The organism is Bradyrhizobium sp. JHI2711, from assembly GCF_056156565.1.
In genome coordinates this window covers 1,220,438-1,244,411 of record NZ_JBPZPT010000002.1, presented here as the reverse complement: position 1 = coordinate 1,244,411, position 23,974 = coordinate 1,220,438, and the positions used below count along the sequence as shown (strand labels likewise).

The following is a 23,974-nucleotide window of genomic DNA, read 5'->3' as shown; positions in this document are numbered from 1 at the left end:
CCGTTCAGAGTTCGTGATGCCACCATTCACGGAGACTTTCTGGACATGACGAGCCTGGCTTCGACGTCGACGACGGACATCCAACCGATCAGGCCGTCTGCACTGTCGGCCAAGCTCGCAATGGCGCTGCTGCTGGCCGGGCTCGCCGACTGGCTGTTCTACGGTCAGCGGATCGGGCTGTCGCTGACGCTGTTTGCGGTCGCGACCGCCTGCGTGTCGGTGCTGTTCAATCACGCGGCCGTGGACTGGCGGCGCGCGGCGATCAGCGGCGCGATCCTCGTGCTCGGCCTTGTGCCGGCCATGGAAGAGCTCAACACGCTATCGTTCCTGATCCTCGTCGCGTCGCTGACGATTGCGCTGTTGCTTGCAACCAATCCCGATACGACCGGGCTCACCGACCGCGCCCGCGCGCTGTGCAATTTCCTCCTGCTCGGTCCCTTCAGGTTCTTCCTCGATGCGCCCCAAGCCTTCAACATGTCGGCCTTCACCCGCGGCATCGCGCTCTGGCTGATGCCCGCGGCGCTCAGCACCGTCTTCATCGCATTGTTCGCCGCCGCAAATCCGGTGATCGAGCAATGGGTGTCGCTGCTCAATCCCAAGGTCATGCTCGACTATGTCAACATGTGGCGCGTCCTGTTCTGGACCTTGATGCTGGCTCTGGTCTGGCCGTTCATCCATGTGCGCTGGCGGCGCAGGGCGGTCGTCGCCGCCGCCGTGGCCGAGGGCCCCGTGCCACCGCCGCTGCCGCCCATGGTCTCGGCGGAATTTCTCGGCGCCTCCACCATCCTGCGCTCGCTGATCCTGTTCAACCTGCTGTTCGCGGCACAGTCCATTCTCGACGGCATCTATCTCTGGGGCCACGCGGCGCTGCCCGACAACATGACCTATGCGGCCTACGCCCATCGCGGCGCCTATCCGCTGATCGCAACCGCCCTCCTCGCCGCTGCCTTCGTGCTGGTGGCGATGCGTCCGGGCGGGCCGGCCGAGAAATCGAAGGTGATCCGGCCGCTGGTCTATCTCTGGGTCGGACAGAACGTGCTGCTGGTCGTCTCCTCCATCCGCCGGCTCGATCTCTATGTCGACATCTACATGCTGACCTATTGGCGGATTGCAGCGTTCGTCTGGATGGGACTGGTAGCGCTCGGCCTGATCCTGATCGTCGCGCGCATCGTGCTCGACAGGTCCAATCAATGGCTGATCGGCGCCAATCTCGCCGCATTGGCGATCGTGCTCTATGGCTGCTCGCTCGTGAACTTCGACGCCTTCATCGCCGACTACAATGTCGTCCACAGCCGGGAAGTTTCGGGAAAAGGCGTGCAGATCGACATCGACTATCTCCTGACGCTCGGGCCGCAGGCGGTGCCAGCCATCGACAAGGCGATCGCGCTACGGCCCGCCGTCAAAGAGGGCTGCCTTGTGTCACGCCGCGACCGCCTTGTAGAACAGCAGCGTCAGGACCTGGCCTGGCGAAGCTGGGGCTTTCGCAACTGGCGACTCCAGCGCAGGCTGGACGCCGAGGCGAAAGCTCAGGCCGGCAGCCAGCCGGCGAGTTGACGAGGACACGGAGAGTTTCTTGGCGCATCGCATTCTCATCGTCGACGACGAAGGCCACATCCGCGAGGTCATCCGCGTCGCCCTGAAGAAGGCCGGCATGGACGTGATCGAGGCCCGCGACGGCAAGGAGGCGCTTCTCCGCTTTGCCGCCGACAGGCCCGATCTCATCGTGCTGGACATCGGCATGCCCGAGTTCGACGGCCTCGACGTCTGCCGCGAGATTCGCAAAGGCTCCGACGTGCCGATCCTGTTCCTGTCGGCGCGCGACGAGGAGATCGACCGTATCCTGGGCCTCGAGATCGGCGGCGACGACTACGTCACGAAGCCGTTCAGCCCGCGCGAGCTGGTGGCGCGGGTCAATGTCATCCTGCGCCGCCTCAGCCCGCGCAACGGCGAGGCCAAGGCCGGGCCCACCGCGCTGACGCAAGGCGGGCTGCTGATCGATCCCGAACAGCATGTCGCGTCCTTTGCCGGCACGCCGCTGAAGCTGACCGCGATCGAGTTCGGCATCCTGCGCGCGTTCCTGTCCCGGCCGACATCGGTGTTCAACCGCGAGCAGTTGATGCGCGCAGCCTATCAGCTCAACATCCAGGTCTCCGACCGCACCATCGACAGCCATATCCGCAACATCCGCGCCAAGCTCGCGGCGCTTGCTTGCGACAACGTGATCGAGACCATCCACGGCGTCGGCTTCAAGCTCGGCCGCTGCGAGAAAGAGGCATGAGCGCCGCGCCCGACAAATGGCGGCCGTCACTCACCCTCGTGATCTTCACGGTGCTGGCGACGGTTGGCATATTGCCGCTGGTCGGCCTGTTCTTCTTCCGTCTCTACGACAACCAGCTGATCCGCCAGACCCAGGCCGAGCTGATCGCACAGAGCCGCGTGCTGGCGACGATCTATGCGCAGGAGGTGACGGCCCGGCTCGACAGCGGCCTCGTGCTCGGCGCCGAGGTGCCGCCGGGCGTGCTGCCCGATCCCGGCGACCAGGTCACACCGATCCGCCCCGCGCTCGACCTCACCGCGAACGACCTGTTGCGGCGGCGGCCCGACGCATTGCCCGCGCCCGGGCAGGCGCAAGCAGCCTATGTCGAGATCGGGGCCAGGCTGACGCCGATCATCCGCGAGACCCAGAAGGTGACGTTGGCCGGCTTTCGCATCCTCGATCCGCAAGGCGTCGTGATTGCCGGGCGGCAGGAGGTCGGGCAGTCGCTCGCCCATATCGAGGAAGTCGCGGACGCCCTGCACGGGCAATACCGCGCGACTTTACGCAACCGCGTGCCGGACAAGCCGCCGCCGCCGATCTATTCCTTCAGCCGCGGCCTCGGCGTGCACGTGTTTTCGGCGATGCCCGTCATCGTCAACAACCGCGTCGCCGGCGTGATCTACACGACGCGCACGCCGAGCAACATTTTCGACCATCTCTACCAGGAGCGGGCCAAGTTCGTGCTGGCCGGCCTTGCCGTCATCCTCGGCACCATCGCGATCGGCCTCGTGTTCTCGCGCACCATCACGCTGCCGATGCGCGAGCTGATCGACCGCGCCGCCCGAATCGGCCGCGGCGACCGGGAGGCGTTCCAGCCGCTGAAGCATTACGGCACGCGCGAGTTCGCCCAGCTCTCGCACAGCTTCCTCGGCATGGCCGAGCAGCTGGCGCGGCGCTCCGACTATATCGCGACCTTTTCGGCCCATCTCACCCACGAGCTGAAATCGCCGCTGACCTCGATCAAGGGCGCAGCCGAGCTGTTGCAGGATTCGGTTCAGGGCAAGGCCGAGGGCCTGACGCCGGCCGAGCAGAACACCTTCATCGCCAACATCCTGTCTGATACCCAGCGGCTGGAGGCGATGGCGCAGCGGCTGCGGGAGCTCGCCCGCGCCGAGAGCCTGCCGCAGAACGAGCGCACCGAGCTGGCACCCGTGATCGCCGATCTCAGAAGCCGGTTTCCGGCAAGCGCGATCGAGGCCAGCGGCAGCCTCGACCGGGCGATCGGAATGTCCTCGGAGAAGGCGCTGATCGTGCTGTCGCACATCGCCGACAATGCGGTGCGGCACAAGGCCGGCACGATCAGGCTGGAGGCGGTCGACGCACGGACGACCGTGCTTGTGACGGTCAGCAATGACGGCGAGCCGATCTCGGCGCCGAACCGCGACAGGATCTTCGATGCGTTCTTCACCACCCGCCGCGACCAGGGCGGCACCGGGATGGGGCTGGCGATCGCGCGCGCGGTGATGGCGAGCCATGGCGGCTCGATCAGGCTTAAGCCGACCGACGAGGGCGCAGCCTTCGAGCTCCAGTTTCCGGTTGCCTAGATCGCAAAGACCCAGACGGCGACGATGGTGCCGATGGTGGCGAGACCGGCGATGGTCCAGCCGGCGGCGTATTCCAACTCAGGATGACCGGTCGCCCGCATGATCTCAACCGGATCGGCGGTATGCTTCTCTGCCATGACAGCCTCGCACGTTTCTTCCCGCGTCATAGATAAGTCGCATCAGCCGCAAAGAGGTTCCATCACGGAAATGCGAGGCATGACGCAGCTAGGTTTGTTCGCCGACCCGCAGAAAGGCCCGGCCGGACTTCGCTACACGGACGATTTTATCGATCGGGCCGCCGAGCAGGATCTGATCGGCCGCATCGCAGCATTGCCGCTCCAGCGCTTTCAGTTCGGCGCGTTCGAGGGCAACCGCCGGGTGGCGTCGTTCGGCTATCGCTATGACTACACGCTGCAGCGTCTCGCCGAGGCCGATCCGATCCCGGACTGGGTGCGGCCGGTCGCGCGGCAGGCCGAGGCCTGGGCGGCGCTGCCGGAAGGCAGCGTCCGGCAGGTGCTGTGCACCGAATACGAGGTCGGCGTCGGCATCGGCTGGCATCGCGACAAGCCGCATTTCGACAAGGTGCTCGGCCTGTCACTGGGCTCGCCGTGCAACTTCCGCTTCCGCCGCCGCAAGGGCGAGACCTGGGAGCGCCACACGCTCACCGCCCTGCCGCGCTCGCTCTACATGATGGACGGCGAGGCGCGGTCGCAGTGGGAGCACAGCATCCCCCCGGTCGCGGCGCGGCGCTATTCCATCACCTTCCGGACGATGAAGCGGGCCTGACGGACCAGGCCAAAACAAAAGGTGCGAAAACAACCCCATGCACAGTAGAAAGCCGTTTCAGGCGCGAGCCTCGGCGGCGCTGGACAACGGCCTGACGGATCGGGATAAACGGCGGCTGCGCATCCAAGGTGCCGCGAATTCGCCTCAAGGCCGGCTGACTAATGAGATGAATTGAAAAGACGGGCCAGATCAGCGAGCCGATATGGAGCCCCGCAAGGCCGCCACACCCATGAAGCATTATCTGACATTTTTCCTGTTTCTGGCCATGACCGCGGCCTCCGCGCACGGACCCGTGCCGGGCCGGCTCCGGCCGCCCTCGGGTCTCGTGCAGGTGGGCCTCACCGATTCCGACACCAGCGCCGGCGGCACCGCGCGACTCTGCGAGCAGGTCACCTTCTCGCGCGGCCTGCGTTATGGCGAGAGCGAGGCCAATGTGCTCGATGTCGCGGCCAGCGCGACCAAGGCCGATACGCCGCGGCCGGTGCTGCTGTTCGTGACTGGGGATACCTTCACCGGCGACCGCGGAGCGCCGGAGCTGGCGCGCCAGATCCAGGACCAGGCCATGTGCTTTGCCGCGCGCAACGGCATGATCGGGGTCCGCGTCAATTATCGCCTGGCGCCTGTGGCGACCTGGCCGGCCGGCGCGTCCGATGTGGCCGCGGCGCTGTCCTGGGTTCATGGCAATATCGACCTCTTCAACGGCGATGCCCGCGAGATCGTCGCGGTCGGCTACGGCGCCGGCGCCTTCCACGTCGCGACCATGCTGGCGCATCCCGAGCTGCAGACAGCCGGCGCCGACGTCGCGGGCGTGGTGCTGGTGTCCGGGATCTACCGCGTCGACAAGGACGCGAGCGACAGCGAGAAGGCCTATCTCGGCGGCGATGCCACCCAGTACGACAAGCGCTCGGTATTCCCCGGCATCCTCAATGTCGACGTGCCGATCGTGCTGGCCTGGGCCGCGGATGATTCCGCCGGCCTCGTGGCGCAAGGCGAGACGCTGAAGAAGACGCTGTGCGGCGCCGGCCATTGCCCGCGCAGCACGCTGCTGCGCAGCCGCGACGGCATCGCGAACGCCTTCGGCCTCGATGGTTCCGGCGACAGCCTCGCGGAGCCGACGCTGCTGCTGGTGCGTCAGCTCGAGGCGCGGGGGTTGCCGTAACGCGTTGCGGCAGCACGCCTGCCGCTTTCATCGAAGCGCGACAGCCACACGATTGCCAAACGCTTGACCTAGATCAAGCGGCCTTGGTGGGGACTGAGCCGACCTCGTTGGGGGCCAACCACAAGGCATCGAACATGCGCGTCATCGGCAGGATGCTGTTCGTTTCCGTGATTGCCATCGCATCGCTGGGCGCGATGTCGCGGCAGCAGCACTCGGATCAACCCGCAAGCGATGAGGAAATCCGCATCGGCAATGTCATGCCGTATTCGGGGCCGCTCTCGGAATTCGGCGCGATCGGCCAGGCGGAAGCGGCCTATTTCGACATGGTCAACGCGCGCGGCGGCATCAATGGCCGCAAGATCCGCTTCATCACCCGCGACGACAATTCCGATCCGGCGACCGCGCTCGAGCTGACGCGCAAGCTGGTCGAGAAGGACGGCGTGCACCTGATGTTCGGCTCGTTCGGCACGCCCGGTAATCTCGTCACGCGCTCGTACCTGAACGAGAAGAAGATCCCGCAACTGTTCGTCGCCTCCGGCGACGAGGAGCTGAGCCAGCCGAGCGCGTTTCCCTGGACCATGGGCTGGCAGCCGTCGTTCCGGTCGGAAGGGCGCATCTACGCCAACTACATCCAGGCCTCTTACCCGAGGAAGAAGATCGTCGTGCTCTGGCAGAACGACCAGTTCGGGCGCATGCTCTACAAGGGCATCCAGGAGGGACTCGGCGATCTCAACCGTCACGTCCTGGTCGACATCGCCTTCGACCTTGCCGACGAGCATCTCGACGGGCACGTCTCGATCCTCAAGCGCGCCGGCGCCGACATCTTCGTCTTCCTCGGCGTGCCCTCGACCGCATCCAAGGTGATCAAGCTGGCAGCGTCCCTGAATTGGCGTCCCGTCTTCATCGTTAACGATGCCTCCGCCTCGATCGCCAACGCGATGGCGCCCGCGGGGCTGGAAAACTCTGCCGGGGTGATTTCGGCGGCCTTTTTGAAGGATCCGAGCGATCCCGCCTGGAAGGACGATCCCGGCATGAAGGACTGGTTCGCCTTCATGGACAAATACCATCGGGTCGAAAGCACCAACAACAGTGCGGCCGTCTATGGCTACGCCGCGGCCGAGGCGCTGACGCAGGTGCTGAAGCAATGCGGCGACGATTTTTCACGCGACAACATCATGCGCCAGGCGGCTTCGCTCAGGGACTATCAGCCTTCGGTCGCATTGCCCAACATCAGGATGAACACCTCGCCCAGTCGCTACCTGCCGATCCGGCAGATGCGGCTGGTGCAGTTCGACGGGCGGTCGTGGCAGCCGTTTGGGGATGTGATCGAGACGGCGTTCACGGAAGGGGCGGCAAGGTGAGGTCACTTACCCTCCCCTGGAGGGGTCCGGGACGAGCGTAGCTCGCCCGTAGGTCGCTACGCATGCAGCGAAGCGGAATGCGTAGCGGGGTGGGGTGACGGTCTCTCCACGTCGTAAACTGCCCGTGTTGAGAGATCACCCCACCCCGCTCGCGCTGCGCGCGATCGACCTACGGGCGAGCTACGCTCGTCCCGGACCCCTCCAGGGGAGGGTAAGAAACCCTCACGCCGGCTTCAGCGAGGCCAGTGCGTTCTCCAGCAGCGAGCGGACGCGCGCGGCATCGCCTGATTTCACCACGGCGGGGTCGAGATAGAGCTCGAGGCCCGGCGCGCGTTCGGTGATGATGCCGCTGTTCTCCGCAGCTTTGTCGCTCAGTGCATCCACCGAATAGGGGATCACCTCGCGGCTGATGCCCTTCATCGTGATCGCCGGCAGCGCGTGGGCGCGGACGATGTCGCTGACGAGGGCGAAGGTCTCGTAACTCAGCACGATGCCGCCGGGCTCAGCGATCGATTGCAGGCGCGCGGCGAGGTTCGCCTCCGCACCGATGATGGTGTAGTCCATACGGTCGGCGCTCCCGAAATTTCCGACATTGCAATAGCCCGAGTTGATGCCCATGCGCGAGCGGAACGGCTGCTCGATGCCGGACGCCCGCCATTTCGCGTTCAGCTCGGCAAGGCGTTGCTGCATGCGCCAGGCCATCTGCAGGCAGGCCTGTGCATCGGCACGGTCGCCCCTGGTCTCGGGGTCGCCGAAGAAGATCAGCATGGCATCGCCGATGAACTTGTCGATGGTGCCGCCATATTCGTGGGCGATCGCCGACATCTCCGTGAAATATTCGTTGAGGAGCTGGGTCAGCTGCTCCGGCTGCAGCCGCTCGGCGGTGGCGGTGAAATTCTGGATGTCGGAAAAGAAGATGGTGAGCTTCTTGCGCTCGGTATGGATGGTGACGTCCTTCTGGCCCGAGAAGATGCTCTTGTAGACCTGCGGCGGGATGTAGCGCGAGATCTTCATCGACAGCGAGGCCAGGAAGTCGTTGGCGGATTCGAGCTCCTTGTTCATGTTCTTGATGCGGCGCGCCTGACGGCGCTGCAATGACAGGAACGCCAGTCCGCTCCCGGCGGCGATCACGAAATAGGCCAGCAGGAACTTGAACGAGAAGATGTTGGCGGCGATCGGCTGGGCGATGATCACCTCCTGGATGCCGCGGACATCCCCCACCTTCCAGTCCTTCTTCGGGCTCTCGGGGTGGCTGTTGTGGCAGCTGACGCAGGCCGGACCCATCGTGACGGGCGCAACCAGGCGGACCTTGTCGTTGAACAGCGAGGTCTCGGTCTCCACGATCTTCTGCTCGGGATCCCGGCGCAGCGCATCGAGCGCGTCCTTCTCGAACTTGTCGAGCTGGTGCGGAGCGCGGTTCTGGAACGGGAAGTCCGAGACGAAGCGATAAGTGATGTTCTCCTGCTGGGCTCCGATCACCCGGCCGAGCTCCAGCGACAGCGTCGCGGGGATCGGGATCGCGCCGGGCACGGATTCGTAGTTGTGAACGACCTTGGTGCTGCCGTTCGGATTGGCCAGCACGCGGCCGACCACGTTGGAGGCGTAGTAGCTGCGCACGCTCGTGATCACCGAGTTGAGATCGATCGCCTGCCGGCGCAGCGCCGTCTTGCTGAGCTCGGTCAGGTCCAGCCACACCGCGACCGGCAGGGCGAGCAGGAGGAAGACGATCGCGGCACCCGTGAGAATGCCACTCTTGCGCTGTTGTTCGGAGATCTCTTGTTTCACCCTGTGGCTCCGTTCTGTGCGATTTTGTCGCAAATCCTTCCGGAATCCGAGACAATGCATGCGGCGGCACAGAGCCAAGAATTGCCGGCCGGCGCAACCCCATTTTATGGTGGTCGCAGCAAGCGCCTTTTCGTTTGATCACGGATGCTTAAGATCGGCGCCGACCTGCATCCGCTCCGCCGGGAGAGAGCCATGACCGAGACCGTCCGCATCAAGCGCTTCCAGGCACGTCCCGTGATCGTGCCGATGAACCTGCCGCTCCAGACCGCGACCGGGGCGGTCGCCAAGGCACCGCTGGTGCTGATCGACTGCGAGACCGACCACGGCGCGGTGGGTCATTCCTATCTGTTCTCGCTCACGCCCTCGGCCTTGAAGCCGCTGGCGGCGATGGTCACGGAAATGTCGGACCTCGTCGCCGGCGACGAGCTGCTGCCGTTCGAGATCGAGCGCAAGCTGAGCCAGCGCTTCACGCTGCTGGGCCTCGCCGGCCTGCAGCGGCTGGCGCAATCCGGCATCGACATGGCGGCATGGGACGCGCTGGCGCGCTCGCGCGGCCTGCCGCTCGCCCGCCTGCTCGGCGGCACGCCGAAGCCGGTGCGCGCCTACAACTCGAAGGGGCTCGGCATCATGCCGGCAGGCGCCGCGGTGGAGGAAGCCCACAAGCTGCTGGCCGAGGGGTTTCACGCCGCAAAGATCCGCGTCGGCCGACGCGATGCGCGGGAGGATCTCGCCGTCGTGCGCGCGGTGCGCAAGGCCGTCGGCGACGAGGTCACGCTGATGTGCGACTACAACCAGGCGCTGACGGTCACCGAAGCGATCCGCCGCGGTGAGATGCTCGACGACGAGGGCCTCAGCTGGATCGAGGAGCCGATCCGCCACGACGATCATGCCGGCTGCGCCCGCATTGCCGACGCGCTGCAGACGCCGGTCCAGATCGGCGAGAATTTTGACAGCGCGTTTTCCATGCAAGCCGCGCTCTCGGCAGAGGCCTGCGACTACGTGATGCCTGATGTCCAGCGCATCGGCGGCGTCACCGGCTGGCTCCGCGCCGCTTCGCTTGCCCATGCTGCCGGCATCGAGATGTCGTCGCACCTGTTCTCTGAAGTCAGCGCGCATCTGCTCTGCGTGACGCCGACCGCGCATTGGCTGGAATATGTCGACTGGGCCGACGCGGTGCTGGCAACGCGGCTGCAGATCAAGGACGGCTTTGCGCTGCCGAGCGAGGAGCCGGGCAACGGGATCGCGTGGGACGAAGCGGCGGTGAAAAAGTATCTGGTGGAGTGACGGGTCTCTCATCTCGCCATCGCAAGCACACGATCTCGTCCCTCGTTGCGAAAGCATGCGACACGGATTAACGATCCGCCATGACCACTTGGCGCCCACATCCCGGTATCCGCGTCGTCGCGATCGGCCTGCATTGGCGCGGCGGGCGGCTGCTGGCGGCCGAGGTGCGCGACGACGCGGGGCGGATCAAGGGGGGGCGCCCGCTCGGCGGCGCGATCGAGTTCGGCGAGAGCTGGCGCGCGGCCTTGGTGCGGGAATTCAACGAAGAGCTCGGCATCGACGTCGGCATCGTGGGTGAGCCCTTGATGCTGGAGAACATCTTTGTGCACGAGGGATCGACCGGGCACGAGGTGATGTACATCGCGGAGGTCGCGTTTCCGGATGGCGCATTCGCCGGCCGGGAGCGCATCGACTTCCGCGAGGACAATGGAGAGCAGATCGTCGCGCGGTGGTTCGACCTTGCCGATCTCGACCTGGACGGCGGGCCGAAGCTCTATCCGACCGGACTGAAGGACTTGCTGCTGCAGCCTGCGCGTCGTGCATCAACGGAAGAGTGATGCGTGATCCTTGTCGAGACGCCGACGACGTCGGTTGACAAGCATGGCGCTCTCAAGCAAAATTTCGAAAGGTTGATACCGCCGGCCGCTTGCGCCCTTCGGGGTATGGTGAAGTGTATCGGACCGCCGCCCGCTTCCTTTGCTCACGCGAACGGGTCAGTAACGCAAGCCCTGACATTCTCCGTTCATGTTGCAAAGGAACAGAGTATGCGCGATTTCCGCGACGCCAAAGCCATGGCGCAGACGCTCCGAGAATCCCTCAACGCCCGATCGGTCTCCCTCACCGTCAGCGAGAGCCTCGAGCTCATCGCGAGGTTGTTCGGGCTGGCCGATTGGAATGTCCTGGCGGCCCGAATCCGTTCTGCGGAGCAGGCCGGCTCGGGCCGCAGCAACGAGGAAAGCACCAAGACCGATGCTGCGGATCAGCTCCGCTCGAGAGCCAAAGAAACTCAGTTGCCGCAGGCGGTGCTGGATCGTTATGCCGGAACATACCAATTCCATAGCGCCGTCTTCACCGTGACGCGTGAACAGGATCATCTGTCCGGACGGCTGAGCGGTCAAAGCTCGGCGCAATATTACGCGGTGGGCGAAACGGAATTCGCCGCGCGGGAGATCGATGTCGAGCTACGGTTTACCCTCGGGCCGGATGGGGTGCCTACCGCCGTGATCCTGCGCCAGCACGGCAACGATCACACCATGCCACGCATCGACACGAGCACGGCGCAAGAGCTCCAACGCGCGATCGAGTCTCGTATGAGCAGCCGGTCCGCCAATCCCGGGACCGCGGCCGCGCTTCGCCGTCTGATCGAGAGCGTCGCATCGGGCCAGCCCAATTACGGCGAGATGAGCGCCGACTTGGCCGAGGCGACACGCAAGCAATTGCCGCGCCTGCAGCCGGGCCTTGCCGAAATGGGTCCGATCACCTCGATCGAATTCCTCGGTGTGAACGCACAAGGACAGGACGTCTATTCCGTCTGGCATCAGGGTGGCGCAGCCTCGCACTGGCACATCGCGCTCGGCAACGACGGCACGATCATCTCCGCCTTCGTCACGCCGGGGCCATGAGCTCGGTCAGGCTACCACACCTCCGCGCCGGGAATTCTCTTCCGCACCGCCATCCGCTGGATCCAGATGCAGCGGCGGACGGACCTGCTGGAGCGGCCGACGGCGGAGATCCCCTCGCCGGCCTGAAGCAGCGGCGCCACGTTCTGGCGCAAGCTGCGGCAGCGCTGGAGCTCGGCTTGCCAGTCGACGATCGCGGCGTCGGCGCGCGGCGCCATCAGCGCCAGCATCGCCATGGCGAGACAGATCGTCCGCATCGCTCCTCTCACTGTGATCCGCCTCCATCCCGGCGGTAGCGGAAATCGCAATGAGAGGCGCCCTGCATGATGGTCTGCGTGCGCGTGAGCCTGACGTCGGGACCGAACCCCTCCGCGGTCGCAAAGTCCGCGGTGCAGATCAGCAGGAAGCCGAGTTCGGGCTCGCCCAGGGCCTTGTAGAACTCGGCATAGGCGCAGCGCGTCACGTCGAACGCGAAGGCGTCCGCCGTCTGTTCGATCATGTCATAAGCGAGCGCATCGTCGCGGGCATAAGTTTTGAAGGCCGACGACACGGCCTTGCCGAGATTGCTCTCGTTCTTGGCCTTCCAGAACGCCTCGCCGAAGCCGCGATAGAGATCGCCGAGCGCCTTGCGCACCAGCGCATTGGCGCGCGCCTCGCCGAGCTCGGCCTGCAACGTCTTGATCAGCGGCACCAGCACCTGCGCCTGGATCTTCGCTTGCTCGATGACGGACACGGTCATGGGCGGCCTCGTGTCGGAGATGTCATTGTAGCCCGGATGGAGTGCAGGGTCATCCGGGACAGCGGCCGGGAAACTGCGGCCGGATTGCGCGTCGCTGCAACGGGCTAGAAGCTTTCGAGCAAGCCGCACCAGTCCGTCTTCGCTCTTCGAGCTACGCCGGACACGCTTCGCCGCAATCTTCCAGGCTGTGCCACGCGAAGCCGAAGGCGAAGCGTGGTGGGCACGACAGGGATCGAACCTGTGACCCCTACCATGTCAAGGTAGTGCTCTCCCGCTGAGCTACGTGCCCTAAAGTCCACTTGTGTCGGGTGGGGTCCCTATAACGGCTCAGGGGAGCCGGCGCAAGGACGGAAGGGGGCCGATTCAGGCCGCCAGCATCTTGTTCACTTCGCTGACCAATTCGCGCAGATGCACCGGCTTGGACAGGACCTTGGCGTTCTTGGGGGCGTCCGAATCCGAGTTCAGGGCGACCGCGGCAAAGCCAGTGATGAACATGATCTTGATGTCGGGGTCGAGTTCCGAGGCTCGGCGGGCGAGCTCGATGCCGTCCATTTCCGGCATGACGATGTCGGTCAACAGCATCTCGAACGGCTCTTCCCGCAGCCGCTGATAGGCGGCCATGCCGTTGTCGTGGGACGAGACCTGAAAACCGGCGTTTTCCAGCGCCTTGACCAGGAAACGGCGCATGTCGTTGTCGTCTTCGGCGAGCAGGATCTTTGGCATGGCAGGAAACGTCGAATCCCCAGAGGATATCAGCAGAGGTCACTAAGCCCGACAGAGGGTAAATTTGGGGTGAAAATCTTAACCCTGCGCCGGCCCCGCTGCCGGCTCTTTGTGGACCGGAACGAGGTCCAGATCAATCGAGCCGGACCGGCGCGTCCCCATCCCGATGCCTGCACGGTTAAGACGTGTTCCAAGGGGCCATGACATCTTTTCGCTTGGCAGAATGGTTGCGATTCCGGACAATGACGACACATAAGAGCCGCGAGATCGGCCGAATCATTGGACCCGGAGCTTGTCCGGATCGTGCGGCACGAAGGGACGAAGCCTGAGAAGATGACCCGCTTTGACGGCGACATGTCGCCAGCCTTCGAGATCTTCGAGCCTGCCGAATGGCGCGCGCCCGTCATCTTCAACTCGCCGCATTCCGGCTCGACCTATCCTGAAGAATTCCTGGCGGCGTCGCGGATCGACCTGCCCACGCTGCGACGGTCGGAAGATTCGTTCATGGATGAGCTGATCGGCCATCTGAGCGCGCGCGGCTTTCCGACGGTGCGGGTCAACTTTCCCCGCTCCTATGTCGACGTCAACCGCGAGCCCTATGAGCTCGACCCGCGCATGTTCACCGGCCGGCTGCCGAGCTTCGCCAACACCCGCTCGATGCGGGTCGCCGGCGGCCTCGGCACCATTCCCCGCGTGGTCGGCGACGGCCAGGAGATCTACCGCGACCGCCTCCTGGTCGACGATGCGCTGGGGCGGATCGAGACGTTGTACAAGCCCTACCATCGCGCGCTGCGCCGGCTGATCAACAAGGTGCACCAGATGTTCGGCACGGTGGTGCTGGTCGACTGCCACTCGATGCCGTCGGTCGGCGTCAGCAGGGACGAGCCGCGCCGGCCCGACGTCGTGATCGGCGATCGCTACGGCACCAGCTGCACGCCGCTCTTGCCCGATCGCGTCGAGGAGACCATGAGCGGGCTCGGCTATTCGATCGGCCGCAACAAGCCCTATGCCGGCGGCTTCATCACCGAGCATTACGGCAATCCCGCGAGCGGCCTGCACGCCGTGCAGCTCGAGCTCAACCGCGCGATCTACATGGACGAGCGGCGGCGCGAGCGCAGCGCTCGCTTTGCGCAAGTGGCCTCCGACTTCGGCGTTCTCGCCGACGTGCTGGCGACCACGATTCCGTTCGCCGATCTCGGCCCGTTCCAAGCCGCGGCGGAATAGGACGCAGCTTCTCTCCGAAACGACGAGGCCTTGCGCGCGACTGCGTTTTCGCTTCGCAAGCTTGCGCGCCCCAAATGAAAACGGCGGGGCTAAGAAAAAAGGGCCGCTCGCGAATGACGCAAGCGGCCCAAGTCTAGGGAGGAAACGCCCAAGGAGGGCAGCGGTAACGCGAGGCGCTACCGCACCGCAACAATATGCGACCGCGCCGCACAAAGTGCAAGGGCTTTTGCGCGGTTTCCCATGCAAATCGCACATGGCTCAGTTGCTTCTATGGAAACCCAGATTCAGTTTCTTTGATAAGGGAATTCAATGGGTTGATAGTCATTTGCATACGAACAAGGCAAGGTCGGAACTAAGATTTCAACTCCATGATCGATATTTGGCCAGCAGATGACTGGAATGGGGCAGCCCGCCGCGGCATCCAAAATACCAGGGAGCAACATCAAGACAGCGCTGCACGCGGCAGGCGAATTGAGCTAGGCAGGAGGCAAGCTCTCCAACTTCGCTTCGAGGATTTCGCCTGTGACGGTGATCGACTTCTCCGCCTTCATCGGTCGGCTCGCCACCGCCTCCGGCGAAACCATCCTGCCGTTCTTCCGCACCTCGCTGTCGATCGACGACAAGAGCAAGACCAAGGATTTCGACCCGGTGACGGAGGCCGACCGCGCCGCGGAGGCGGTGATGCGGCGGCTGATCAAGGCCAACTTCCCCCAGCACGGCATCGTCGGCGAGGAATTCGGCAACGAGCGCGAGGACGCCGACTATGTCTGGGTGCTCGACCCCATCGACGGCACCAAATCCTTCATCGGCGGCTTTCCGATCTGGGGCACGCTGATCGCGCTGTTGCACAAGGGCACGCCGGTGTTCGGCATGATGCACCAGCCCTTCATCGGCGAGCGCTTTTCCGGCGACAACGGTTCGGCCAATTATAAAGGGCCGTCGGGCGAGCGCCGGCTCCAGGTCCGCCGCTGCGCCTCGCTGTCGGAGGCCACGACCTACACCACCAGCCCGCTGCTGATGAACGAGCGCGACCGCGCCATCTTCGGCCACATCGAGAAGAGCGCGCGGCTGTCGCGCTATGGCGGCGACTGCTACTCCTATTGCATGCTTGCCGCGGGCCACGTCGACCTCGTGGTCGAGACCGAGCTGAAGCCCTATGACATCGCGGCACTGATCCCGATCGTGACCGGCGCCGGCGGCGTCGTCACCACCTGGGAAGGCAAGCCGGCCCAGGGCGGCGGCCGCATCATCGCCGCCGGCGACGCACGGGTGCACGAGGCAGCGTTGAAGCTTTTGAACCAGTAGCGCGCGGGCGGAGGGCTTGCATCACCGACGCGGGAGCGGAGATGGCGAAGTAGGTGTCTTACCCTCCCCTGGAGGGCAGGGCTATCGCATATGAGATGTCGCTATGGCAGCGTCATGGCCGGGCTTGTCCCGGCCATCCACGCCTTTCCACGCGGCACAAAGAACGTGGATGCCCGGGACAAGCCCGGGCATGACGACCTCTGCAAAATTCAATTACGATTGCCCTGACCCTCCAGGGAAGGGTAAGAGTCTCCTCACACCGCCTCTGCTCGCAAATGCTCCACCAGCAGCTTGGCCGGCTTTGGTAGCGCCTTGAAGCTGCGCGCGCAGATCACGAGACGGCGGTTGGCGAAGGCATCGCGCAGGCGGACCATGGCGAGCGGCATGGTCTTGGCACAGCGGCGGGCAGCGGCTTCGGGCACCAGCGCCACGCCGACATCGGCGGCGACCATCTGGCAGATCGCGTCGAAGTCGCGCAGGCGCGCGCGGAAATGCGGCCGCATGCCGAGCCGCGCGGCGTGCTTCGAGATGTGCATCTGGAGCGCGGTGGCGCTGGTCAGCCCGACGAAGTCGCAAGCCCCTGCCTCCTGAAAGTCGATCTGGCGGCGGCCGGCGAACGGGCCGCGTTTCGACGTCACCAGCGTCAGGCGATCCTCGCTGAAGGGAAAGCGTTCGATATGGTCGGGCAGCGCGTGCTCGGCGGCGAAGCCGAGATCGGCCGCGCCTGCGGTGATCGCCGCCGCGATATCGGTGCTCTCGCGCTCCTCGATGTCGACGGCGACGTCGCGATGCTGGCGCAGGAAGCCGGCGAGCGCCTTCGGCAGATGCTCCGACAGGCCCGACGTGTTGGCGAGGAAATGCACGCTGGCGCGCACGCCGCTGGCAAAGCCGGCTAGATCGCCGCGCATGGCGTCGATCTGATGGATCACGAGCCTGGCATGATCGAGCAGGCTCTCGCCGGCCGCGGTCAACTCGACGCCGCGGCGGCCGCGCTTGAGCAGCGCGACGCCGAGCGCATCCTCGAGCCCCTTGATGCGCGCGCTGGCCGAGGCCAGGGCGAGGTGCGAGCGCTCCGCGCCGCGGGTGATGCTGCGCTGGTCGGCGACCGCGATGAAGAGCTGGAGATCGACCAGGTCGAAGCGCATGCGATGTCTCCTTGAGCCTTCGTTGAGGCCGAAGGCTCTCTCCGTAACCTCCAGATTGTGCGCCGGCGCGGCTTCGGTCAATGTGCAGACATGATCGACCCGCTGCTCATCCTCATCGCCGCCGTGTTCCTCCTCGCCGGATTCGTCAAGGGCGTGGTCGGGCTCGGCCTGCCGACGGTGTCGATGGGCCTGCTCGCCGTGAGCATGGCGCCGAGCCGCGCCATCGCCATCGTCATCGTTCCCGCCATCTTCACCAACATCTGGCAGACCTTCGTTGGTCCTTATCTGCGCGATATCCTGCGGCGGCTGTGGCCGCTGATGATCGGCACCGTGGTCGGCTGCTGGCTCAATGCCGGCGCGCTGACCGGGCCGCATGCGCGCTACGGCACGATCGTGCTGGGCGCCCTGCTCGTCGTCTACGCTGTGATCGGCCTGAACAAGTTCGAGTTCCACGTCGCGCCCGAGAACGAGAAATGGGTCGGCGGCGTGGTCGGCGTCATCACCGGCGTGATCTCGGCCTCAACAGGCGTGCAGGTGATCCCGTCGATGCCGTTCATGCAGGCGATCGGCATGGAGAAGGACGAATTGGTGCAGGCGCTTGGGGTGTTTTTCACCACCGCGACGCTGGCGCTCGCCTTCAATTTGACTGCGGTCGGACTGCTCACGCCCGCCAATGTCGTGCCGGGCGCCTTGGGCCTCGCCATGGCCTTTGCCGGCATGTTCATCGGCCAATCGGTGCGGGCGCGGATGCCGGCGGAGGCGTTTCGCCGCTGGTTCCTGATCGCGATGATCCTGCTCGGCCTTTACCTCGCCGGCAGCGCGCTGGCGAAAGAATTCGCTTAAGCGCCTTACGATTTCGGCCCGTAGCCCGGCACCCATTTTTCGTGCTGGGGCAGGTCGTCCTGGATTGTCCACCACGACGCGCGCGACGAGGTGAAAACGTGGAGGCGAGGCCGGACTTCCGGGTCGTCATCGAGCAGGCCAGCGGGAATGCTGACGGTCGGGAGATAGCTCGCCTTGCCCGGCGTCGGGCAGCCGCAGGTCCTGCAACGATAGCGGATACTGCCCGGCGAGGATTCGTAAGATGCCGTCATGTCCTCGCCCGCCACGAAGCGAAATCTGTCGGCATCGACATGCGCGTAGGTGGCGAAGGCCGCGCCGCTCAGCTTGCGGCAATTGACGCAATGGCAGTGCGTCAGCGCGCGCACCTTCTCGATCTCGAACCGCACGGCGCCACACAGACAGCTTCCACGGATCATCGAAACCTCCCGAGCGCAGCCTCGATCGGACCGCTTCTCATTCACTAAAAGGAGCTACCGTGTCTCCAGCATGGCGACGCGGATGCCGAGATAGATGAAGAGGCCGCCGAGCGCGCGGTTGACCCAGGCGATCGCGCCCTCGGACTTGCGCAGCCGGTAGGCGGCTCTGGCGGCGAACGCCGCCAGCACCAGGCACCACAGTGTCCCCGTAAAGATGAAGATCAGGCCGAGCGTCAGGAAGGCGAGCGGCTTGTGCGGGGCATCGGCTGCGACGAATTGCGGCAGAAAGGCGAGGAAGAACAGCGCGACCTTGGGATTGAACGCGTTGGTGAAGACACCCTGGAGGAAGACCCGCTGCAATGAGCTCCGCACCGGCTCGTCCAGGTCTGAAGCCAGCGTCGGGCGCGACCACAGCATCTGAAGACCGGTCACGACGAGATAGGCCGCGCCGACCAGCTTCAGGATCGAAAAGGCCGTGGACGAGGCCATCAGCAGAGCCGAAAGCCCGATCGCCGCGCCCGCGACATGGACGAAGCAGCCGCAACTGATGCCCAGGGCGGCAGCGGCGCCGCCCCGCCAGCCCATCTGCATGCTGCGGCCGATCACATAGACCGAATCCGGCCCCGGCGTGATGTTGAGCACCACGCCCGAGAGGATGAAAAGCCCGATCTCGTGAATGCCCAGCATGAAGGTCCTCCGCTGCCGTCCTGGCGGTCCTGGTTCCGCTTAGTCGGTTCGCCCGTTCCCGTCCACCGCCGGGATTGCGCAGGATTTACCTCGAATTTGCAATGCGGATCATGCTTCCGCTGCGGCGCATCTGCTCTATAAAGGCGGGGTTCTTGAAATGTGGGATTCGCGGCAACCGCCACGCTGTGGCCGGTCATCTAATCCCCTGGAGCTTCGCGGATATGGAAAGACGTCTGGCTGCCATCGTCTGCGCCGATGTCGCCGGCTATTCGCGCATGATGGGCAGCGACGAGGCCGGCACCCATGCCGCCTTCAAGGCCCATCGCGCGGCAATCCACCCCATCATCCTCAATCATGGCGGCCGCGTCGTGAAGAACACCGGCGACGGCTTCCTGCTCGAGTTCGCCTCGATTGTCGGCGCCACCGAGGCGGCGATCGCGATGCAGACTGTGATGGCGGAGCGCAACCAGCATCTGCCCGCTGACCGCGCCATGCAGTTCCGGCTCGGCATCCACATGGGCGATGTCATCGCCGACGAGGACGAGGTCTTCGGTGACGATGTCAACATCGCCGTCCGTCTGGAATCCGTGGCGAGCCCCGGCGGCTTCGCGATCTCGGCCAAGGCCTACAAAGAGGCGAGCAAGCATCTCTCGGTGCCGCTCACCGATGCCGGCAACCATCGCTTCAAGAACATCAAGGATGCGGTCGGGGTCTTTACCTGGACGCCCGAGGGCGCGCCGGCGCTTGCCCCCGAGCTCCGGGAAGCCTCCGCCCTCTCGCAGCAGTACCGCACCGCGATCGTCGGCGTGCTGCCCTTTGCCAATCTCAGCGACGCCCAGGATGAATATTTCTCCGATGGCCTCACCGAGGACCTGATCCACGCGCTGTCGCTGCAATCCTTCTATCGCGTGCTGAGCCGCAACTCGACCTTCGCCTTCAAGGGCAAGAACACGAGCACCCGCCTGATCGCACGCGAGATCGACGCCACCTATTTGATCCAGGGCTCCGTGCGCCGCGCCGGCGCCAAGATCCGCGTCACGGCCGAGCTGATTGCGCCGGAGACCGGCGAGCAGCTCTGGACCGGCCGCTACGACCGCGACATCGGCGACCTCTTCGCGATGCAGGACGAGATCACGACCAACCTGTCTGCCGCGGTCGCCACCGAGATCGTCCGTGCCGAGGCCTCGGCACCGGCGCGGATCTCGACCGACGTGTCCGCCTGGGACCGTTTCCTCAAGGGGCTGTCGCACTATTACCGGCAGACCAAGGAGGACTTGGCCGTCGCTGTGGACCTGTTCCGTGAGGCCATCCGGCTCGATCCCAAACTGTCGATCGCACACGCCTATCTCGCCACGATCCAGATCCAGAGCATTCAGTTCGGCTGGGTCAAGGGCACGCGCGACATGTGGACCGAGGCAATGAACCTCGCCGAAACCAGCGTCCGGCTCGACCCGCGCTCCTCCTTTGCGTTCTCGATCCTGTCCTGGGCCCATGCGATGGAGGGACATCATGAGGCGGCGATGGACGCCGCCAAGCGCGCCGTCGCGCTCAACCCCTACGACAATGGCGCGCGCGGCGTGCTCGGCATCTGTCATTTCATGATCGGCGAGCACCGCGAGGCGATCGAGCTGTTCTCGATGGCCGCGCAACGCGACAACAGCGACCCGCGCTACCAATGGTCGGCGCTGAACGCGTTCAGTCATTATCTTCTGCGCCAATATGACGCGACGCTGTCATGGGCCCGCGAGCAGCTCTACATCAACCCGAATCACATGCAGGCGCTGGCGATCCGCGCCGCGGCGTTGGCGCAGCTCGGGCGAAGCGACGAGGCCAGCGAAGCTGCCCGCGTGCTGATGGCAAATTATCCAACGCTGAATGTCGACAGGCACTTGCGCAACTTCCACTGGAAGCGGCCCGAGGACATCGCCCATTATCGCGAGGGGCTGCTGAAGGCCGGCGTGCCGCTCGGCAAGCTGACGCTGGTCCAGAGCGACGTCAAACGGGCCGCCGAATCCTGAACGAAGGGGGCCGCAGGCCCGACGTGGTTCCGGTGCGACCGCCTGCTCGTTGTTGACACGACAGTGAAATGGGCCACACTCGTCACACGCTGAAGTAGTATATCGTGCTGTCGGTTTGTTAGGACTTTCCGCGCTCTAACAGCGCGCCTGCTTTTTCAAGATTCGCTGCTTTCAGGATTTGGGCCATGCATCACCCCGCTTCGAAGCCGCCCCTCGATCCCTCGATTCCAGTCTCGCCGAACAATCCCTGCCCGTTCCTGCGCGGCCTCGTCGGCGAAGGCTTCGTCGAGGGCGGCACCGTCCCGCTCAACACGCTGTCGCAGACCATCGCCAATGCGACCGGTGAGACGGGGCTGAAGAAGGTCTCGGCCCGCATCCAGGTCCGCGGCGTCGCGATGATCGCCAACGGCGTCAAGCACATTCTGAAGAGCATCTTTTCGGGCGCGGAGCTCGACGCGCTGCGCGGCGGCCCGCTGGACAAGCGCGGCGCCGGCTCGCGCATCCTCGGCGTCGACGGCAAGATCGACGAGGACGAGATCGCGCGGCTCGCGAGCTTCGGCCGGAACTACACCGACCCGAACACCGGCAGCAGCGAGCCCGGCCTCAACGCAGCGGAAATCAAGACCTTCATGCGCGACAACCTCGAGCGCGCCGGCAGCGCCGCTCGCTGGTACTACCCGCTGCTGATGAAGTTCGAATGGCCCATCCTTTTGAAGATCATCGGCAAGGGCAAGCAGGGCGAAGAGCGCTATCTCAGCGTGGCCGACGTGCGCACGCTGTTCGAACAGCGCCAATTCCCCGACCGCATCAATCAGCGGATCGTATCGCAGCCGCTGCTGTCGTCCTGCCAGCTCCGCTTTCGCTGGGCGGTCGCGCTCACGGCGTTCGTCATCGGCCTCGGCCTCGTCGCCCTGGTCGCGGTCGCCGAATTCCCTAACCAGGTTCGTGCCATGCTGCCGCAGAAGGGCGTGCTGGTGAATCTCCTGCCGCCGCCCCTGCCGGCGATGCCCGAAACCAAGGCTGCCTATTGGCTCGAGCAAAACTGGTCGCTCAAGGACCGACATTGGTTCCACCACGCCAGCCAGGGCACCGCGACGTTCCCGGTGCCCTATGAGTGGTTCGTGGCGCTGGAGCAGCCGCAGCTCCACCTGTTCTCCAAACCGGGCCTGATCAAGGACAGCGCCTATCTCGAACGCTTCGGCTTCATCCCGAGCCCGCAGACGATCCAGACCGACACGGCGACGCTGCGCCGCTTCGGCTACGCCAATGTCTACGAGACCACGCAAGCGTCGGACTGGTCGACGCGCTGGACGCCGGCGGAGAACGTTGACGGCCTGCCGGTCGGCTTCGCGCGCATGACCGGCGTGGTCGATCCCGCGACGAGCCGCCGCGAGGACGACATGATCGGACTGACCTGCGCCGCCTGTCATACCGGCCAGATCCATTACCAGGGCATCGACGTCCGTTTCGACGGCGGCCCGGCGATGACCGACCTGAAGAAGCTCGAGCTCGCGACCGGCCTGTCGATCGCCTACACGCTGTACGTCCCGTTCCGCTTCCAGCGTTTCGCCGATCGCGTGCTCGGCCCCGACGCCAGCACGGCGGACCGCGCCGCGCTCAAGCAGAAGCTGAGCACGATCGGCAGCTTCCTGATCGACTGGGCCAAGACTTACGAGAAGACGATCGAAGGCAAGACGACCTGGGACGGCAAGCAGCAGCAGGACACCGAGGAAGGGTTCGGCCGGCTCGATGCCCTCAACCGCATCGGCAACCAGGTGTTTTCGCAGGACCTCGCAATGAGCGGGGTCAAGGGATTCGAGAAGAACCTGCACGCCCAGGACGCGCCGGTCAGCTATCCCGCGATCTGGACGGTGCCCTGGTTCAAATTCGCCCAGTACGACGCCTCGATCGAGCAGCCGCTGATCCGCAACGCCGGCGAAGCCCTCGGCGTGACGGCGCTGCTCAATTTGTCCGATGCCTATCCGCAGGACAGGCTGTGGCGCTCCTCGGTGAACATCAGGACGCTCGGCTGGATCGAGGACATGCTGAGAGGCCCCGATCCATTCAAGGCGGCTGATGGTCCGAAGTTCGGCGGCCTGCTCGCACCGAAATGGCCCTCGCACATCCTCGGCGATGCCTGGAAGCTGAAGCCCGATCGGGTCGAGCGCGGCCGCGCCATCTACGCGGAGATGTGCTCCGGATGCCATCTGCCTGACATCAACACCCCGGCCTTCTGGTCGTCGAAGCGCTGGGAGCCGAGCGGCGACAGCAAGGTGCTGAATGCGGTGACGATCCCGCTCGACGAGATCAAGACCGATCCCGAGCAGTCCCTCGTTCTCAGCAAGCGGACCGTCGACGTGCCCGGCTTTCTGAAAATCAACACGGCTGACCTGCAGACGTGGTGGCAGTGCGAGATCCCGACCGCGAGCAAATCGCCCAACGAGATGGTCTATGCACTCGGGCTCATGACGGTGGTCGATCTCGTCGCCCGCAAATGGATGGACGACGAGAAGATCCCGGAGGCCGAACGGGCGCAAATGTGGAATATGGCGCGCAAGAACTGTCTCAATCCGGCGCCTGACCCGCGCTATCGCGCCCGGCCCTTGAACGGCATCTGGGCCACTGCGCCTTACCTGCACAACGGCTCGGTGCCTTCGCTGTACTGGTTGCTGAAGCCGCAGAACGAGCGTCCGCAAAAATTCTGCATGGGCCGCCGCGACTACGACCCCGACACCGTCGGTTTCGCAGTCGCCGCCGACGAGCGCTGCAAGACCGGTGAAACGGAGTTCTCCGCGACCGGCTCCGACGGCAAGCCGATCCAGGGCAACAGCGTGCTCGGCCATTCCTTCGAGCGCAAGGACGGTGAGTCGAAGCGCCCCGGCGTCATCGGCCGCATGTTCAAGGACGACGCCGAACGCTACGACCTGATCGAGTATCTGAAGACGCTGTAAAGAATCTTGCTTCGTCATTGCGAGCGCAGCGAAGCAATCCAGGCTGTCGCCGCGGAGATAGCCTGGAT

The 23,974-nt window shown here is 65.0% G+C and carries 22 protein-coding genes and 1 tRNA gene; 14 read left to right on the top strand and 9 right to left on the bottom strand.

From position 1 onward, the window contains the following. Positions 1-45 precede the first annotated feature (45 nt). Genes ACTEK7_RS18370 through ACTEK7_RS18360 form a run of 3 tightly spaced genes read left to right on the top strand, consistent with a single transcriptional unit; the run spans position 46 to position 3,861 of the window. Entirely contained in the window at positions 46-1,554 is a 1,509-nt protein-coding gene (locus ACTEK7_RS18370) for a DUF4153 domain-containing protein (protein ID WP_225146366.1), read from the top strand. 19 nt (positions 1,555-1,573) lie between these two features. Further along, positions 1,574-2,278 (top strand): response regulator transcription factor, encoded by a 705-nt coding sequence (locus ACTEK7_RS18365; RefSeq protein ID WP_109142397.1) that lies wholly within the window; start codon positions 1,574-1,576, stop codon positions 2,276-2,278. Next, positions 2,275-3,861: an ATP-binding protein gene (locus ACTEK7_RS18360; protein WP_225111643.1), complete on the top strand. Its 1,587-nt coding sequence runs from the start codon at positions 2,275-2,277 to the stop codon at positions 3,859-3,861. Before ACTEK7_RS18365 ends, ACTEK7_RS18360 begins: the two co-directional genes overlap by 4 nt. Here the strand turns inward: ACTEK7_RS18360 and ACTEK7_RS18355 are convergent. After that, on the bottom strand, positions 3,858-3,998 hold the full coding sequence (locus tag ACTEK7_RS18355; RefSeq protein WP_167361649.1) for a hypothetical protein: 141 nt from the start codon (positions 3,996-3,998) through the stop codon (positions 3,858-3,860). The two genes, ACTEK7_RS18360 and ACTEK7_RS18355, sit on opposite strands and share 4 nt — an antisense overlap. Positions 3,999-4,077: 79 nt before the next feature. On the opposite strand from ACTEK7_RS18355, the gene ACTEK7_RS18350 reads away from it, so the two are divergent. The 3 genes from ACTEK7_RS18350 (at position 4,078) to ACTEK7_RS18340 (ending at position 7,167) form a co-directional block, all read left to right on the top strand. Further along, positions 4,078-4,647 carry an alpha-ketoglutarate-dependent dioxygenase AlkB gene (locus tag ACTEK7_RS18350; protein ID WP_225146365.1) on the top strand — a complete coding sequence of 190 codons (570 nt, stop codon included), beginning with the start codon at positions 4,078-4,080 and terminating at the stop codon, positions 4,645-4,647. Positions 4,648-4,876: 229 nt separating this feature from the next. Further along, complete coding sequence (locus tag ACTEK7_RS18345; protein ID WP_225146364.1) at positions 4,877-5,806, top strand: alpha/beta hydrolase; 930 nt, start codon at positions 4,877-4,879, stop codon at positions 5,804-5,806. 134 nt (positions 5,807-5,940) lie between these two features. Beyond that, the gene (locus tag ACTEK7_RS18340) at positions 5,941-7,167 is read left to right on the top strand and encodes an ABC transporter substrate-binding protein (protein ID WP_225146363.1); all 1,227 of its coding nucleotides are present in this window, start codon (positions 5,941-5,943) and stop codon (positions 7,165-7,167) included. A gap of 222 nt (positions 7,168-7,389) precedes the next feature. On the opposite strand, the gene ACTEK7_RS18335 is transcribed toward ACTEK7_RS18340, so the two are convergent. Then, entirely contained in the window at positions 7,390-8,952 is a 1,563-nt protein-coding gene (locus tag ACTEK7_RS18335; RefSeq protein WP_225146362.1) for an adenylate/guanylate cyclase domain-containing protein, read from the bottom strand. A 192-nt stretch (positions 8,953-9,144) separates the two neighbouring features. Between ACTEK7_RS18335 and ACTEK7_RS18330 the strand changes: the two genes are divergently transcribed. From ACTEK7_RS18330 to ACTEK7_RS18320, 3 genes are all read left to right on the top strand, one after another. Then, positions 9,145-10,236, top strand: a complete 1,092-nt coding sequence (locus tag ACTEK7_RS18330) for an enolase C-terminal domain-like protein (RefSeq protein WP_036021436.1) — start codon at positions 9,145-9,147, stop codon at positions 10,234-10,236. A gap of 80 nt (positions 10,237-10,316) precedes the next feature. Next, positions 10,317-10,793, top strand: coding sequence for an NUDIX hydrolase (locus ACTEK7_RS18325; protein ID WP_225146361.1), 477 nt, complete (start codon positions 10,317-10,319; stop codon positions 10,791-10,793). A gap of 3 nt (positions 10,794-10,796) precedes the next feature. Next, positions 10,797-11,858 carry a glyoxalase superfamily protein gene (locus ACTEK7_RS18320; protein WP_225146360.1) on the top strand — a complete coding sequence of 354 codons (1,062 nt, stop codon included), beginning with the start codon at positions 10,797-10,799 and terminating at the stop codon, positions 11,856-11,858. 11 nt (positions 11,859-11,869) lie between these two features. On the opposite strand, the gene ACTEK7_RS18315 is transcribed toward ACTEK7_RS18320, so the two are convergent. From ACTEK7_RS18315 to cpdR, 4 genes are all read right to left on the bottom strand, one after another. Next, a complete protein-coding gene (locus ACTEK7_RS18315) occupies positions 11,870-12,112 on the bottom strand; it encodes a hypothetical protein (RefSeq protein ID WP_036021432.1) in 243 nt (80 codons plus the stop codon). Between the two features lie 8 nt (positions 12,113-12,120). Next, entirely contained in the window at positions 12,121-12,594 is a 474-nt protein-coding gene (locus tag ACTEK7_RS18310; RefSeq protein WP_225146359.1) for an L-2-amino-thiazoline-4-carboxylic acid hydrolase, read from the bottom strand. A 214-nt stretch (positions 12,595-12,808) separates the two neighbouring features. Beyond that, positions 12,809-12,883: transfer RNA gene (locus ACTEK7_RS18305), tRNA-Val, on the bottom strand. 74 nt (positions 12,884-12,957) lie between these two features. After that, positions 12,958-13,317, bottom strand: coding sequence for a cell cycle two-component system response regulator CpdR (gene cpdR / locus ACTEK7_RS18300; RefSeq protein ID WP_007597092.1), 360 nt, complete (start codon positions 13,315-13,317; stop codon positions 12,958-12,960). Positions 13,318-13,650: 333 nt separating this feature from the next. Between cpdR and ACTEK7_RS18295 the strand changes: the two genes are divergently transcribed. Further along, positions 13,651-14,541 (top strand): N-formylglutamate amidohydrolase, encoded by an 891-nt coding sequence (locus ACTEK7_RS18295; protein WP_036021434.1) that lies wholly within the window; start codon positions 13,651-13,653, stop codon positions 14,539-14,541. 522 nt (positions 14,542-15,063) lie between these two features. After that, entirely contained in the window at positions 15,064-15,846 is a 783-nt protein-coding gene (hisN, locus tag ACTEK7_RS18290; RefSeq protein ID WP_035997821.1) for a histidinol-phosphatase, read from the top strand. Between the two features lie 254 nt (positions 15,847-16,100). Here hisN and ACTEK7_RS18285 read toward each other — a convergent pair whose 3' ends face one another. Next, a complete protein-coding gene (locus ACTEK7_RS18285) occupies positions 16,101-16,991 on the bottom strand; it encodes a LysR substrate-binding domain-containing protein (RefSeq protein ID WP_225146358.1) in 891 nt (296 codons plus the stop codon). Positions 16,992-17,081: 90 nt separating this feature from the next. On the opposite strand from ACTEK7_RS18285, the gene ACTEK7_RS18280 reads away from it, so the two are divergent. Next, positions 17,082-17,834 (top strand): sulfite exporter TauE/SafE family protein, encoded by a 753-nt coding sequence (locus ACTEK7_RS18280; RefSeq protein ID WP_225146357.1) that lies wholly within the window; start codon positions 17,082-17,084, stop codon positions 17,832-17,834. Between the two features lie 5 nt (positions 17,835-17,839). On the opposite strand, the gene ACTEK7_RS18275 is transcribed toward ACTEK7_RS18280, so the two are convergent. Together ACTEK7_RS18275 and ACTEK7_RS18270 are read right to left on the bottom strand one after the other, a co-directional pair. Beyond that, the gene (locus ACTEK7_RS18275) at positions 17,840-18,250 is read right to left on the bottom strand and encodes a GFA family protein (protein ID WP_225126470.1); all 411 of its coding nucleotides are present in this window, start codon (positions 18,248-18,250) and stop codon (positions 17,840-17,842) included. A 54-nt stretch (positions 18,251-18,304) separates the two neighbouring features. After that, entirely contained in the window at positions 18,305-18,937 is a 633-nt protein-coding gene (locus ACTEK7_RS18270) for a LysE family translocator (protein ID WP_225146356.1), read from the bottom strand. 221 nt (positions 18,938-19,158) lie between these two features. On the opposite strand from ACTEK7_RS18270, the gene ACTEK7_RS18265 reads away from it, so the two are divergent. Continuing rightward, positions 19,159-20,955 carry an adenylate/guanylate cyclase domain-containing protein gene (locus ACTEK7_RS18265; RefSeq protein WP_225146355.1) on the top strand — a complete coding sequence of 599 codons (1,797 nt, stop codon included), beginning with the start codon at positions 19,159-19,161 and terminating at the stop codon, positions 20,953-20,955. A gap of 185 nt (positions 20,956-21,140) precedes the next feature. Next, positions 21,141-23,906: a di-heme-cytochrome C peroxidase gene (locus ACTEK7_RS18260; RefSeq protein WP_225146354.1), complete on the top strand. Its 2,766-nt coding sequence runs from the start codon at positions 21,141-21,143 to the stop codon at positions 23,904-23,906. Positions 23,907-23,974: the final 68 nt, after the last annotated feature.